This window comes from Martelella sp. HB161492 (assembly GCF_013184775.1).
In the GTDB taxonomy this organism is placed as follows: Bacteria; Pseudomonadota; Alphaproteobacteria; order Rhizobiales; family Rhizobiaceae; genus Martelella.
Genome location: NZ_JAATVV010000006.1, coordinates 314,871 through 329,080, shown reverse-complemented (window position 1 = coordinate 329,080; position 14,210 = coordinate 314,871). Strand labels below are relative to the sequence as shown.

The 14,210-nt window shown below is 61.1% G+C and carries 11 protein-coding genes; 4 read left to right on the top strand and 7 right to left on the bottom strand.

What is annotated here, in order from left to right:
* Positions 1 to 19 precede the first annotated feature (19 nt).
* The 3 genes from HCK86_RS12405 to HCK86_RS12395 all read right to left on the bottom strand — a co-directional run bounded on the left by HCK86_RS12405 (position 20) and on the right by HCK86_RS12395 (position 4,765).
* Positions 20 to 3,556 (bottom strand): AAA family ATPase, encoded by a 3,537-nt coding sequence (locus tag HCK86_RS12405; protein WP_176084780.1) that lies wholly within the window; start codon positions 3,554 to 3,556, stop codon positions 20 to 22.
* A 398-nt stretch (positions 3,557 to 3,954) separates the two neighbouring features.
* Positions 3,955 to 4,281 (bottom strand): carboxymuconolactone decarboxylase family protein, encoded by a 327-nt coding sequence (locus tag HCK86_RS12400; protein WP_176084779.1) that lies wholly within the window; start codon positions 4,279 to 4,281, stop codon positions 3,955 to 3,957.
* 130 nt (positions 4,282 to 4,411) lie between these two features.
* Positions 4,412 to 4,765, bottom strand: coding sequence for a hypothetical protein (locus tag HCK86_RS12395; RefSeq protein WP_176084778.1), 354 nt, complete (start codon positions 4,763 to 4,765; stop codon positions 4,412 to 4,414).
* A gap of 289 nt (positions 4,766 to 5,054) precedes the next feature.
* Between HCK86_RS12395 and HCK86_RS12390 the strand changes: the two genes are divergently transcribed.
* From HCK86_RS12390 to HCK86_RS12375, 4 genes are all read left to right on the top strand, one after another.
* Complete coding sequence (locus HCK86_RS12390; RefSeq protein WP_176084777.1) at positions 5,055 to 7,349, top strand: FdhF/YdeP family oxidoreductase; 2,295 nt, start codon at positions 5,055 to 5,057, stop codon at positions 7,347 to 7,349.
* Between the two features lie 52 nt (positions 7,350 to 7,401).
* Positions 7,402 to 8,040: a response regulator transcription factor gene (locus HCK86_RS12385; protein ID WP_176084776.1), complete on the top strand. Its 639-nt coding sequence runs from the start codon at positions 7,402 to 7,404 to the stop codon at positions 8,038 to 8,040.
* A gap of 201 nt (positions 8,041 to 8,241) precedes the next feature.
* The gene (locus tag HCK86_RS12380) at positions 8,242 to 9,219 is read left to right on the top strand and encodes an MsnO8 family LLM class oxidoreductase (protein ID WP_176084775.1); all 978 of its coding nucleotides are present in this window, start codon (positions 8,242 to 8,244) and stop codon (positions 9,217 to 9,219) included.
* Between the two features lie 3 nt (positions 9,220 to 9,222).
* Complete coding sequence (locus HCK86_RS12375) at positions 9,223 to 10,272, top strand: MsnO8 family LLM class oxidoreductase (protein WP_176084774.1); 1,050 nt, start codon at positions 9,223 to 9,225, stop codon at positions 10,270 to 10,272.
* Between the two features lie 97 nt (positions 10,273 to 10,369).
* On the opposite strand, the gene HCK86_RS12370 is transcribed toward HCK86_RS12375, so the two are convergent.
* The 4 genes from HCK86_RS12370 to HCK86_RS12355 form a co-directional block, all read right to left on the bottom strand.
* The gene (locus HCK86_RS12370) at positions 10,370 to 11,917 is read right to left on the bottom strand and encodes a Na+/H+ antiporter (protein ID WP_246739569.1); all 1,548 of its coding nucleotides are present in this window, start codon (positions 11,915 to 11,917) and stop codon (positions 10,370 to 10,372) included.
* Between the two features lie 46 nt (positions 11,918 to 11,963).
* On the bottom strand, positions 11,964 to 12,965 hold the full coding sequence (locus HCK86_RS12365; protein WP_176084773.1) for an NAD(P)H-quinone oxidoreductase: 1,002 nt from the start codon (positions 12,963 to 12,965) through the stop codon (positions 11,964 to 11,966).
* Positions 12,962 to 13,513, bottom strand: coding sequence for a hypothetical protein (locus HCK86_RS12360; RefSeq protein ID WP_176084772.1), 552 nt, complete (start codon positions 13,511 to 13,513; stop codon positions 12,962 to 12,964). Before HCK86_RS12360 ends, HCK86_RS12365 begins: the two co-directional genes overlap by 4 nt.
* A 301-nt stretch (positions 13,514 to 13,814) precedes the next feature.
* Positions 13,815 to 14,183: a response regulator gene (locus tag HCK86_RS12355; protein ID WP_176084771.1), complete on the bottom strand. Its 369-nt coding sequence runs from the start codon at positions 14,181 to 14,183 to the stop codon at positions 13,815 to 13,817.
* Positions 14,184 to 14,210: the final 27 nt, after the last annotated feature.

Below are 14,210 nucleotides of genomic sequence, written 5' to 3'. Positions count from 1 at the left end.
GCAAGGCCTGCGTGGGTAGTCAGGGCGCCGGAGGGTCCTCACCAGCACTTTGCGGCATGGCTGTCAGCGGCAGGCTCAGAACCATGGTCGTCCCGGCTGCACTGCTTTGGCCGATGCCAAGGCTGCCGCCATGAATTTCAGCGATCGTCTTGCAGATCGAAAGCCCCATGCCGAGACCGCTGTCCTTGGTGGAGAAGAATGGATCGAAAATCCTGTCCCGCACCGCCTCTGCAATGCCGCTGCCAGTGTCGCTGACCAGGAGCCTGATATCGGATCCGTGAATTTCCGAGGCAACTGCCAGAGCGCGGCGCCCGGATTTGGCCCGCATCGCGTCCAGCGCATTCGTCATCAGATTGAGGACAATCTGCTGGATCTGGATGGAATCGGCAAACAGCCCGCCATCAGCGGCAAGCGCGCATGTGATCGTCACGCCTTCTGCCCTTTCATCGCGTTCGACGATCGGCAGGACCTGGTTGACGATCGCGCTCAGATCGACAAATTCGAGATTGGCGGGGGACTGCTTGGCCAGGGAGCGCAGCGCCATGACAATGCCGCTCGCGCGCATGCCGGCCTGTTCGATCCGGGCGAAATTGCTGGCGGCCTTATCAAGCTGCGGTGGCTTGTGCTGCAGCCAGCGCGCGCCTGAATTTGCATAGGTTACAATGGCCGAGAGCGGCTGGTTGACCTCGTGAACGATGGCGGCGGCCATGCTGCCGAGAATGGTGACATGTGCGTTCCGGATCAGGTCGGCACGGGCATCCATCTGCGCCGCCCGGTGCTGTTCCTGTGCATCCGGTTTGCGCTTGTCGTCGCAATCGGTGGCGAAAAGCGCGGTGAATTCCAGCTGGATCTGCTCGGATTTGGGCTGCGCACCCCATCGCCTGTAATAATGCTGCGCCTGACGCAGATGCAGGCGGGCGGCGGAGAAAAGGCCAGTCTCAAAGGAAAGCCGCCCGGCGCGTTCATGCGCGAATGCGATTTCATGCAGAAATCCGGCATTGCCAGCGGCTTCGATCGCCTGCTCGTAGCAGCGGAGTGCATGGATCGTCTCGCCGTTGGCGCGGTGGGTTTCCGCATCGAGAAGGGCCTGTTTGCTGGCGAAGGTCAGCGGATTGCCGCGCGCAAGCCCTGCGATCACCGCACGGTCTGCGCCCGGATCGCACCCCAGCATGATCTGGCAGAGTGCGGCATGGAAATGGAGATCGGCAATGTGAATATGGCCCGGAGTGGTCCAGGTCCATTTGCGGGCCTGCGTCAGGAAATGTGATGCCGTTTCGAGCCGGCCATGATGAAAGGCGGCAATTCCATCAAAAAGCGGCCCCCAGAAGCTGAGCGGCGACATTTCCGATCCCGACCGGATCAGTGCGGCATCGCCGGCTGCCGCTGCTGTGATGTCGGTGCCTGCGAGCTTCTCGACGAAACGCTGCTGCAATTCAAGGATCTTGATGACATCGTCAAACCCCACGCCGCGCGCCAGCTCCAGTCCGCGCTCGATCTCGCTGCCGACTGTCCTGAGTGGCGCGCCCATGGCCAGAAGGTCGGAAACCACATGGTTGGCGGCATAGCAGGCCATGCTGACATCGCCGCTGCGCTTGCCATGATCATAGGCCTCCCTGGCGCGCATCAGCGCATAGGAAAGCGGTTTCAGCCAGACGCTGACCTGATCCAGCGCAACCAGAGCCGAGGTGCGATAGGCCTGAAATGAACGGGCCTTGGAAAGCGCAACGGCGGCTTCGGCCAGGCCGAGCGCCGTTTCATAGGCCGCATATTCGCCGGCAACGCAGACACCGCACCAGGCGAGGCCGTAGCAACTGGCTTCGCAGACGCCATAGCGCGCGGAAAGTTCCACGATCTTTGCGACATGCAGGCATTTCAGGCCATCATCGGAAAAGAACGAGGATTGCAGGGTTGCCAGCAGATCCATCGCCACGATGATCTTCTCGTCGGTCAGAAGGGGCGCGTTTTCGAAGCCATCCGCCACGAGTGCGTCATAGGCGGCGATGGCGGCGCTGAATGCTGCTGCGATCTCTGGTTCGTCAGGCTTGCGCGACAGGTGGATATCGAGGCAAGCAAGGCCATCAAGCGCAAGACTGATGGCCCGTTCATAGGCGCCTCTCAAGATCAGCACCCCGGCCTTCAGGCGCAGGGCGCGCGCCTGATCGAGGGGCGATCGGGCGAGGGCTGCAAGTCTTTCGAGCGCGTCATCATGGATGGCCGCGCCCTTGATTTCCACCAGTATGGCACAGCGCAGCAGTTCGAAAGTCCATTGCAAAGGCCCTTGCGGTTCACTCTCACCGAGAAGCGAAAGTCCCTTCTCGGCATAGCAAAGTGCCGCATCCAGAGAGCCGGCCGCCTTGACCACCTGCGCTGCCTTGAGCAGGACGGCAAGCATGGCCCCGGAATGGCCGCGCAAGGCAGGAGCGTCGGCGGCATTGACGATATGTCCTGCGGCAGCAAGCTGCTGTGCGATCGGCGGATTTTCCGCCTCGATCATGCTGCAGGCAATCATGGCATGAAGCCTGGCGCGCTGATCGCAGGCAAGCCCGGTCAGAACATGTTCGCGCAGCCTGTGATGCTGAAACTGGATGGCTCCACCCTCTATTCGGACAAGGCCGTTCTGGATGGCCGGGAACAGCAGATCATCAAGTCTCTGGTCGGAAATCCGGCCAGCCGCGGCCAGCAGGCGCTGGTCGCTCGAAGCGCCGATACAGGCAGCAAGCTGCAGGATCTGTCGGGTCTCCTCCGGCAATTGGTCAAAATGGCCGGACATGAGTGTTTGAATGTCCCAGTTCTTCTGCGCAGACAGAAGGACGGTCAGGTCCTGCCGCCCTTCCTTTCGAGAGAGATCCCGCAGGATCAGGCGAATGTGAAAGGGATTGCCACTGGCCACGGACTGAACGAGGCGCGCCACCGGTTTCAGCCCATCGCCAAAGCGCTGCGATGACATCATGTCTTCCACCGCATTGGGCGGCAGGCTCAAAAGGTCCAGCCGGGTGGTGCGACTGGCTGCATGTTCCAGCATGGAGCCGGGCTGGCCGCTGACGATGCCCTGTCCGTCATCCGTGCGGATGGCGCCGATCAACAGGATATTCTTCATCCCGTCTGCAGCAAATGCGCGCAAAAACGCTGCCGATGCCGTATCAAGCCACTGAAGGTCATCAATGAAAATCACAAGCGGAGCAGCGGCAGAGGCCTTTGCCTGAATGGCCTCGGTCAGGCGGGCGCTGAGTTGCGCCGGCGAATCCGACAGGCTCGCATCCGGCGAAAGGGCCAATCCCTCCATTTCCCCTGGCTGGCAGATGCTCTCCAGAATCCTGAAGACCGGGCCGTAGGGAACATGGCTGGACATGTCTTCAGTCCTGGCGGCGGCAAAACGGGTCGTAACCCCGGCGCTGGCAAAGGCCTTTACCAGTGCAGTTTTGCCGATACCCGTTGGCCCCCGGACCAGCACAACTTCGCCGTCGCCGGTCTGGCTTACGCGTTCTAAAGCCTCCTGCAGCATGGCAAGTTCGGTTTCGCGCCCGAAAATCTGCCGGTCTCCAAAGAAGTAGGTCATTCCATTCCGGTCTGGTTGCGTGAACAGAGCTGAAGAGACACTCCCTGTTGCACCGCGTCAACCAAATCCCTACTGCGGCTGAAACTCTTGATGCCTATTGTACAAAAGACAAACATTTCCTTCAAAAAGTGCCAGATTGCGGACAAACTCATGTGCGCGGGGTGGAACAGCTGCCCCTCCGTCGTCATCCCCGTGCTCGTCACGGGGATCCAGGCTCTTCATAGCATTGGATTATAAGAGTCTTTTGCCGTGCAGATGCGCGGCGGATGGATATCTGTGTCAAGCACAGATATGACGCCAGTGGGGATTGGAAAGCTTTGTCGACAGTCTGACATCTTCTTCAAAAATAGCGTCCGTCGCTTCTTCGGAAAAACGGATTGCTCCGACCGGGCATGACCTCACGCAGCATCAAGCATGCCCAGCGTCTGTCTTGCGACAGACGAGGCGCTGATTGCGGCCGGAAAGCCACCATAGAAAGCGAGATGGGTGATGACTTCGCTCAGTTCCTGTTTTGATGCACCGTTTTTGACAGCGCGCCGAAGATGGGCGGCAAGTTCTTCCGGCCGGTTCAGCACAATCAGTGCTGCGACAGTGATCAGGCTGCGATCGTGTTTCGACAGCCCTTCGCGCTCCCAGACCTTGCTGAACAACGGGTCGTCAATGAAATCGGCCAGTGCCGGCGTGAAGGCGCGCGCCATGTCGCGGGGACGGATCGGTTCTGTCATAACAATGCTCCTGTCTTTGGTGCAGTGCAAAAGTGCGGCCAGGTCCGGATGACCGGCAGCAGCGGTCTTCCGGGCCTTTTTCGTTGGTTCGGATCTGCGGCACGTCGCACGCGCCGGGGCTTCCGTCTGTTCAGCGCAGCCAGAAGGTCATGCTGCCATCGGCGGCCCGTTGCGCATTGACGACGTCGTTGACGTCGATGCCACGTTCATCCATGCGCAGCATCAGCGGTTCGTTGGCGCGGATGGCGGCCTGGACCAGCTGGACAGACCCGGCCGAGAGCGGAAGGCCGTCAACATCGGCAAAGTCATCGTCATTGTTGGTATCGGACAGGCTCCTGACGTTGAAGTTCTGATCGAAGGTTGCCAGCGTCTCATCGAGATGGGCTGGCCAGTTCATGGCGGCGCCATCGGCGGCGTAGGATGCGCCGGCAAAGGACATGGTTGCAAAGGCCGAGGCAATAAGGATTTTCGAGATGCGGTTCATGATATTCTCCTGTGGGTCGATCGGGTTTGCCGCCCCGTTCTGCCGGACGGCCTCAACACTGGCCGCCTGTTGTGCGGCAGGGGAAAGATATGTTCCGTGGCGGCGTCCGAATATCATACGGATGTGGATCGCGACCTGGACCTAGGTCTGTGCCGGTACATCCGGTTCAGGCATTTCGCCGGTCCGGTGGCCGGTGTCAGCCCGGTCGCTTATGACCTACATCTTTGTATAGCTTTGCCATGTGCCGTCGCCTGCTAGGCTCGGGCTTCACTAACGTGTGGAGAGTGCCATGACGAAGAAGCGCCCGGACGGTATCAAGGCCTATCACGAACCCGCAGGTGGCTGGGGGGCGCTGAAGGCGGTTGCCGCGACGCTTGCACGCCAGCAGGTGGAAGTGCAGGGAACCGCAACCCTTCTGAAGGCGAACCAGCCGGAAGGTTTTGATTGTCCGGGATGCGCCTGGCCGGACCCGAAACACACCTCATCCTTCGAGTTTTGTGAAAATGGCGCCAAGGCCATTACCTGGGAATCGACGGCAAAGCGGGTGACGGCGGATTTCTTCGCCACCCACAAGGTCGCAGAGCTCTGGCAATGGAGCGACCATGCGCTCGAAGATCAGGGCCGCCTGACGCATCCAATGATCTACGATGCCGAAAGCGATCGCTATGAGCCGATCGAATGGGAAGACGCCTTCGCCCTGATCGGCAAGGAACTGAATGCGCTGGAAAGCCCGCATCAGGCGGAATTCTACACATCCGGGCGCGCGTCCAACGAGGCGGCCTTTCTGTTTCAGACCTTCGTGCGTGCCTTCGGCACCAATAATTTCCCCGACTGTTCCAACATGTGCCATGAGGCGACAAGCGTCGGCCTGCCGCAGTCCATCGGTGTTGGCAAGGGAACCGTGACGCTTGAGGATTTCGACCAAGCGGATGCGATCTTCAGCTTCGGCCATAATCCCGGTACCAATCATCCCCGCATGATGACGACGCTGCATGAGGCTTCCCGCCGGGGCGTGCCGATCGTGGTCTTCAACCCGTTCCGGGAGAGGGCGCTGGAGAAATTTGCCGCGCCGCAGAACCCGGTCGAGATGGCGACCTTCTCCTCGACCGCAATTGCGTCATCCTATCATCAGGTGAAAACGGGCGGAGATCTGGCCGCGCTCAAGGGCATGATGAAGCTGATCTTCGAGCGTGATGACGCGGATCGCGCCAAGGGCGGTCCGGGCGTTCTCGATCATGATTTCATCGCCGGCCACACGACCGGCATCGATACGCTGCGCGATGATATCGGGCGGACCAGCTGGGAGGATATTCTCAGCTACTCCGGCCTCACCCATCATGCGATCAGCTGCGCGGTTGATGTCTATCTCAACGCCAAAAACGTGATCCTGTGCTATGGCATGGGCCTCACCCAGCACGCTCATGGCACCTGTAATGTTCAGCAGGCGGCCAATCTGCTGATGCTGCGCGGCAATATCGGGCGGCCCGGCGCCGGCATCTGCCCGGTGCGCGGTCACTCCAATGTGCAGGGTGATCGCACGGTCGGCATCACCGAAATTCCCAATGACAGCCTGCTCGATGGCATGGAGCGTGCCTTTGGTTTTCGGCCGACGGCGGAGAAGGGGCATAATGCCATTGAGGCGGTCGAGGCGATTGTCGATGGCCGCTCAAAAGCGCTGGTCTGTCTCGGTGGCAATCTTGCCGTGGCCATGTCCGATCCCGCCTTGACCTTTGCGGGCATGCGCAGGCTCGATCTTGCGGTCCACATCGCCACCAAGCTCAATCGCTCGCATCTGCTGACGGCGAAGACCAGTATCGTCCTGCCATGCCTCGGCCGTACCGATCTCGATACCCAGGCCAGCGGGCCGCAGGCGGTGACGGTTGAAGATTCCATGTCCATGGTCCACGCCTCGCGCGGCTTCCTCAATCCGCCTGGCCCGCGGCTCAAATCTGAACCGGCCATCCTTGCCGGCATCGCCGCGGCGACGCTGGGGGAAAAATACGGGATCGACTGGGCCGGGCTGGTTGCCGATTACGACCGCATTCGCGACAAGATCGAGATCGTCTTTCCTGACTTTTTGGATTTCAACCGCAAGATCCGCGTGCCGGGTGGCTTCCGCCTCCATGTTCCGGCCTCTAGGCGCGAATGGCGGACCAAATCCGGCAGAGCCAATTTCCTTGTCGCCTCCGGTCTCGATGAGGATCCGCGTCTGAATGATCCCGAAACACTGGTTCTGGCGACGATGCGCAGCCATGATCAGTACAATACGACGGTCTATGGGATGGATGATCGTTATCGCGGCGTCTTCGGCCGGCGCGACGTCATCTTCATCAGTGAGGCCGATCTGCAGGCGCGCGGTCTTGCCGATGGCGATCTGATCGACGTCGTTGCGATTGCTGACGGCGGGCCAGGGCGGGCGGTGCGTGGCTATACCGCCGTTGCCTATGATCTGCCGCAGGGTTCGGTTGGCGGCTATTATCCCGAAATGAACGCGATCGTGCCGCTCAGCCATTTCGATCGCCGATCCGGCACGCCGGCCTATAAGGGCGTGCCTGTTCAAATCATTCGCTCTGAAACCGCGTAATCGTGCCCATGGCATTGACGGCATACTGCAGAACGTTGGAAAGTCCGGCGTGATGGTTCGTTCTTCTCAGTCCAGCAAACGTCCCCCGGAACCGGTCGTCCATATCATTGATGACGATGCGTCGCTGCGCGAGTCACTGGTCGATTTCTTTGCCGCGCTGGATATGCCGGTTGTCGCATTTGCTAACACCGCGTCCTTTCTTGCCGAAGCGACGCCTGAGGCAGGCTGCATTCTGCTCGATATCCGCTTGCCGGGGCTGAACGGTCTTGAACTGCAGGCGCATCTGAACGAGCGGGGCAGGAAAATGCCGATCATCTTCATGACCGGCTTCGGCGATATCCCGATGACCGTTCAGGCGATGAAAGCTGGCGCTTCCGATTTTCTGACCAAGCCCTTCAGCGACAGGGATCTGCTGGAGGCGGTCCGTGTCGCCTTTGCCCGGGATGCCGAACGGCGTGCGGCGGTCGCACAAAGCGAGGCCCATCACAGCCGCTATCACGCGCTGACACCACGGGAGCAGGAGGTCATGCGGCTGGTGGTGCACGGCCTGATGAACAAGCAGATCGCCTATGAACTCGGGATTTCCGAAGTCACGGTCAAGCTGCATCGCGGCAATGTCATGCGCAAGATGGATGTCCGCTCGCTGGCGGATCTGGTGCGGATCGCCGAAGGTCTGGCGCTCGGCAAATAGGCAGGCTGTACACGCCTGGAGCAACCATAGGTGCAGCTCGGCTAAACCCTCGTATAGTTATGGCGGACCGCTGGCGCGCATAAACTTCACCACAGCATCTCCCGGCTCATCCGGGCTGCCCCGGCGACCATCCCCTGCTGAAACCGGCCACGTTCTGCCGGTTTCAGACCGGCAGTCGCCACCTTCCTGAAAGGATATGTGGTGAAAATCTCGATACTTGAACAATCAGCCCTGTCAGAAGACAGTACGGCTGCAGATGCCATCCAGAATACTGTCTGGCTCGCCCGCGAGGCGGATTATCTCGGCTATGAGCGGTTTTGGCTTTCCGAACATCACAATATGCGCATCCTTCAGGGGGCATCGCCTGAGGTTCTGCTCGCCGCGGTCGGCGCGAAGACGGATCGGATCCGTCTCGGCTCGGGCGGTGTGATGCTGCCCAATTACAGCGCCTACAAGGTTGCCGAGAACTTCCGCGTGCTTGAAGCTCTGTTCCCGGGGCGTATCGATTGCGGTATCGGCCGGGCGAGCGGCGGTGATCCTCAGGCAACGCTCTTTCTCAATCCGCCAAAGGGGATCGATTTTCCCGATCAGGTTGCCCAGCTGGAGCGGTTCTTCCACGGTGGCTATCCCCAAACCACCGCCATGCCTGATGTCACCGGCGCGCCGCCTCTCTGGCTTCTTTCGGCCGGCGGCCATCCCGACAGCGGCCGGCTGGCCGCCGAAAGAGGGATGGGGCTGGCGATCGCGCTGTTCATCAATCCCGCAGCGACAGAAGCGGCGGTCCGACGCTATCGTGAGACTTTCCGGCCCTCGCCGGAATTTCCTGAGCCGCGGGTACTCATCGCGCTGAATTGTGTCACCGCCGATACGACAGAAAAGCTCGCTGACATGAAGAAGGCGTCGGATTATTTCCGGCTCATGCGCGACAGCGGTACCTATCCGCAGGCGGTTCCGGCCCCCGATGGCCTGAGGACGCTTGTGTTTTCGGACCGACAGGCGACCTATCTCGGCATGATTGCCAATCGCGAGGTGACAGGGCTGATCGATGACGTTGCTGCCGGGATCCGTGCGCGCGCGGCGGCCTATGACGCCGATGAGGTCATGCTCACCATGATGACCTTCGATATCGAGGACAAGGTCCGCGCCTTCCACCAGATTGCCGACCGGCTTGTGGCGTAGACCATGAACAAGACGCTTACACTTTCCATTCTCGACATTGGCCCGATCCGTTCCAACCAGTCCGCCTCCGACTGCTTCAGTTCCATGCTCGAACTGGCCAGACTTGGCGACGCAATCGGCTATCATCGCTACTGGCTGGCCGAGCACCACAATGTCGCTGCGGTTGCCGCCAGCCAGACGGCAAGCTTCGCGCCGGTTGTCGGGGCATCGACGCAGCGGATCCGGATCGGAGGCTGCGTCTTGCTGGCGCATTATCCGCCCTTTCTGGTCGCCGAACAGATGGGGCTCGTCGAAGCCTGCTTTCCCGGCCGGGTCGATCTTGGCATCGGACGGTCAACCGGCACGGACTGGGCGACAGGGTCGCTGTTGCGCGGTGGCACTGAAATGAAATCCGACGAGGCCTATCTCGGGGACCTTGCCAGCCTGATCGCAATGAACAGGCCGGACGGTCTGAAGGTGATGGAGGGCGGCCGTGCGCTGTCCTTCAAAGCTGTTGCCTCTGCCGGCAGCGCTGCGGATATCTGGATCCTGGGAACATCGTCCTATTCGGCCGCCATGGCCGCAGAACTGGGATTGCCCTACGCCTTCGGCTATCATATCCGCGCGGAAGGCGCCAAAGAGGCGATCGGGCTCTATCGGGAACGCTTCAGGCCGAGCCCTTATCTGGCGGCGCCGAAAGTCCTTGTTTCGGTGATCGTCGTGGTCGGCAGCAGTGACGCGGAGGCTGAGCGTCTGGCAAGGCCGCAGCTCTTTTTCATGTCCGCATTCCGATCCGGAGAGCCGGTTCAGCCGCAGATGCTGGCGGAAGACGCCGATGGGCGCGCATTCCCAGACCGCTATTCAGAACTGGTGCGCATGTTCAGGCGCTCGTGGATCATCGGCTCACCGGATCGCGTTGCGGACGATATTGCCCGCCTGGCGCAGGCGCTCGACGTCTCCGAGATCATGATCAATCCCGTGGCCGCGGCCTTTGCTGATCAGGACGTGCGGCGCGCGCCCAACCGCGAATTTGCGATCAGCGCGCTTGCTGAGCATTTTCCGCAATCAGCATAGGTGCTCTCGGACCGGAACGGGAGACAGAGGCTGCCCGAAACGCCTTTCGGGCGGCCTCTTGTTGCGCCCCGGAAAAGCGGGCGGAATGGCCGGTCGCTCAGGCCCCGCCCTTCCACGCGGCATCGTCGCGCTGCCGCAGAATGGCGATTTCCTGCAGATCCAGATCCTCCTCGATACGCTCCATGACGCTGTCGGAGATTTGGCCACGGCGATACAGCCGCAGCATTTCCCTGCGCCCCACGCTGAGCGCCGCGAGCCGGGCTTCGAAATCTCCTTTGCCGGGGAGGGCGGTCTTGGCGCCCCGCGCTGAGGGCCGCTGCTGCGCGGCATGATCGGCGAATGCCCTGCGCTGTTTCAATGCGATCTTCCGGCGCGCCAGTGCCTCTTCTCTGGCGCGGGTCGAACTGGTCTGCCTTGTGATGGAGGGAAACAGGCCGATGAGCAGCGGCAGCGTTGTCGCCTGCACCAGCACCGTCACCAGGATCACGCCGAAAGCCGATGCCAGGATGAGATTTCGGCCGGGAAAGCTCAGCGGCAGGGACAGCGCCGCGGCGAGCGTCACCACGCCGCGCATGCCGGCCCAGCTGACAATGATGGTCATCGGCAGCGAAGGGCGTTCTTTCGAAGAAACGCCGAACCGCTGGAGAACGGAAAGGCAGAGGTCTGATCCCACAAGCCAGACAAACCGGGCAACGATAACGCTCAGCACGACGCCTGCGACCGGCAGGGCCAGACGATGAAGCCCGTCAGCGACGGTGGAAAAACCCGCGAGAGCCTGCCGCAGCGCCATACCGATCAGCACGAAGAGCAGCGATTCCAGCAGAAAGACGAGCACCCGCCAGAAGGCTTCGGCGCGCATGCGGGTTCGAGCCGAATAGATTTCGTGCTGCTGCCAGCCCAGCATCAATCCGGTGGTCACCGTTGCCAGAACACCCGAAAAACCCAGCCGGTCCGACAGCATGTAGGAAACGGTCGCCAGAAGCAGTGTGCCGGTGACGATCAGCTCGCTATTGCCGAAACGCCGGAGCAGGTTCAGGGCGATCCAGCCGAAACCAAAGCCGAAGGCGATGCCGCCAATCGCGATATGAAGAAAGGAGCCAATCGCCTCGGGCAGGCTGAAGGTTCCACTGATGGCTGAGGTGACGGCAAAGTGAAACAGGACCAGGCCGCTGGCATCATTGATCAGGCTCTCGCCGGTCAGGACGGTTGAGACCCGGTTGGGAAGATTGAGCCGGTCCAGCACCGCCTTGACGGCGACGGCATCGGGCGGGGAAACGACGGCACCCAGGGTGAAGGCCGTGGACCAGGGCAGGTCCGGCCGTATCCAGTGAACGACGCAGGCTGTTGCGAGTGTTGTGAAGACAACGGCGCCGACGGCAAGTGAGGTAATGGCGGCAAAATACTGTTTGAAATCCAGCCAGACCGTCTGATAGGCGCTGCTGAGAAGGATCGGCGGCAGGAAAACCACCATCACCAGATCGGGATCAAAGGTGACGACGGGCAGCGTCGGGATGAAAGCCAGCGCCAAGCCGCCGAGGATCAGCGCCGCGGCGGCAGGCAGGCGGAAATAGCGGGCAACCAGCACCAGTGCGAGGACCGCCATCAGCAGGACAACCAGAACGTCGTAATCCTGCTCGATGGACATGGAACGGGCCTCGCTGTCGACGGGTGAGGAAGGGGCGGGCGGCCTTTCAGGGGCCGCAGGCCTCATGGTCGATCGTCAGGACGATCTTGCCGAAACCGTGTCCGGCCTCCATCGCCTGATGGGCTCTGGCGGCCTGATCGAGCGGGAAGCTCTGCCAGATGACGGGTTTGAGACGCCCATCGGCAAACATCGGCAGGCCGTTTTCGGCAAAGCGGCGCACCATTGCGCGCTTCTCCTCCATGCTTCTTGATTTCATCACCGTGCCGATGATGCGCAGGTGGTTGTGGAGCAGTAGGGCCAGCGGAATTTCGGCCGTGTCCTCACCACTGAGCAGCCCGACCTGGACCAGCCGTCCGCCGGGGCGAAGACTGCGAAGATTGCGGCTGAGATAGCCGCCACCGACGAAATCGACGATCACATCGACGCCCAGACCACCCGTCAGCGCGTGAAGGCCTGCCTCGAAATCCTCGGTCCGGTAATCGAAGACCGCCTCGGCGCCAAGTGCCATCACCTGCTGTCGCCGGTCCTGTGATGCCGTGGCGAACACCCGCGTGCCGAGCGCGTGGGCGATCTGGACGGCGGCCGAGCCGATACCGCCGGCGGCGGCATGAATGAGGACCGAACAGCCGGGGCTAAGTTCGCCCAGATGGACAAGCGCCTCCCAGGCGGTGACAAAGGATTCCATCACCGCTGCGGCTTCGATGAAGCCGAAACCGTCAGGGATCGCGACCGCCATGCCACGATCGACCCGCGCATACTGGGCATAGGCACCGCCGCCGACGATCGCCATGATCCGGGCACCCGGCATCATATCCGTCACGCTATTTCCGGTCATCAAAACCTCTCCTGCAACTTCCAGCCCCATCAGCGGGCTTTCGCCATAGGTCTGTCCGCCGTAATAGCCCTGACGCTGAAGCAGATCGGCCCGGTTGACGCCAAGCGCTTTCACCTTCACCAGCAGGTCATCCGGACGGATTTCCGGTTCGGGGACGTCAGCAAGGCGGAGCACATCCGCCCCGCCAAACTGATCGAACGTGATCGCCTTCACTTTGCCGATGCCTTTGCCCGGGCCTTGCGGGCGATGCTTTCGGCAAAGAGCGGTGTTTCGCGGTGGTTATGGTCACCGCTGGCGGCCTGACGGGCGGCGGATGCCTCTTCGAAGGTCTGGCCATGGGCTTCGATGAAGGTCATGAAAACATCGGTCGGGTGGCTTGTGACGCGATTGGTGTAGCGCGTGCGGTTGCCGTCAATGGCCTCGGCGATCAGTTCCCAGATCACATTGACCTGCGTGCGTTCGCCGGTGGGGGTGAACACGTCGGAGATGGAATTCATCCGGCAATAGGAGGGTGTGGCCTCTTCGGCAACATAATGCTGGATCACCAGTCCGGTTCCGATTTTCTCGACATTGATCGACATCCGCCGGCCGTCATCGGTGAAGGTTGCGCCGCAGGAAATGTGATCGGGCGGGCAGCAGCGCTGATATTCCGCTTCCGGCAGGTTGAAGAGCCAGTCTGCGATATCGATCTGATCGAGGGGAATGTCGAGGTCGTGCGAATAGGCCGAAAACGACAGCTGCTTGTCGGTGAGAGCTTTCATGGTCTTGTCCTTTCCCTGGGGATGGCAGAAGCGGGACGCCGGCCGGTTCTGGCGACATCTCATCTTGCTTGCCTTTGATTGGTGGCGCCCGCTCTGTTGTTCGGGCTGTGTTGAGATTGGCACCGGAAAGGAGCTGCCTCAATCATACCTGAAGCAGCCAGACCTATGCTTTGGTTTGTGATGCGCTGAGGTGAAAGCCGCCGCCGGGAAGACATCGAAAAAGGGGGATGAAGGCGCACGCGCCTGCAGCCGCGATCGCGCCCATTGGCGGCTCACGGGCGAAAATCCTGTCAGCTGTGCGCTAGGCCTCGATGGCCTTTTCGATGAAGCTGATCAGAACGGTCAGATCGACAGGCTTGCCCAGAAAGGCGATCGCGCCGCCCTCGAGTGCAGCGGTTCGCGTACGTTCGTCGTGGTAGGAGGTCATGAAGATCATCGGTGGACGATCGCGCTCCTGATTGAGCCGGCTTTGCAGTTCCAGCCCGCTCAGACCGGGCATCTTGACGTCAACCACCATGCAATCGACCGACGCGCGTGGCTGGAAGCCGAGAAAGGCTTCTGCCGATGCGAAGAGGCAGCTTTCATAGCCAAGCGATTTCACCAGGTCATCGAGAGCTTCCCGGATGGCCAGATCATCATCGACGATTGCGATTAGCGCAGACTGGGTCAAGATAGTGCGACTTTCATGCCGTGCGCG

Bases quoted from the DNA above. Each gene is read 5' to 3' on its own strand.
- HCK86_RS12405 (WP_176084780.1), bottom strand. From the start codon at position 3,556: ATGACCTACTTCTTTGGAGACCGGCAGATTTTCGGGCGCGAAACCGAA.
- HCK86_RS12370 (WP_246739569.1), bottom strand. From the start codon at position 11,917: ATGTCCATCGAGCAGGATTACGACGTTCTGGTTGTCCTGCTGATGGCG.
- HCK86_RS12400 (WP_176084779.1), bottom strand. From the start codon at position 4,281: ATGACAGAACCGATCCGTCCCCGCGACATGGCGCGCGCCTTCACGCCG.
- HCK86_RS12385 (WP_176084776.1), top strand. From the start codon at position 7,402: ATGGTTCGTTCTTCTCAGTCCAGCAAACGTCCCCCGGAACCGGTCGTC.
- HCK86_RS12395 (WP_176084778.1), bottom strand. From the start codon at position 4,765: ATGAACCGCATCTCGAAAATCCTTATTGCCTCGGCCTTTGCAACCATG.
- HCK86_RS12375 (WP_176084774.1), top strand. From the start codon at position 9,223: ATGAACAAGACGCTTACACTTTCCATTCTCGACATTGGCCCGATCCGT.
- HCK86_RS12360 (WP_176084772.1), bottom strand. From the start codon at position 13,513: ATGAAAGCTCTCACCGACAAGCAGCTGTCGTTTTCGGCCTATTCGCAC.
- HCK86_RS12390 (WP_176084777.1), top strand. From the start codon at position 5,055: ATGACGAAGAAGCGCCCGGACGGTATCAAGGCCTATCACGAACCCGCA.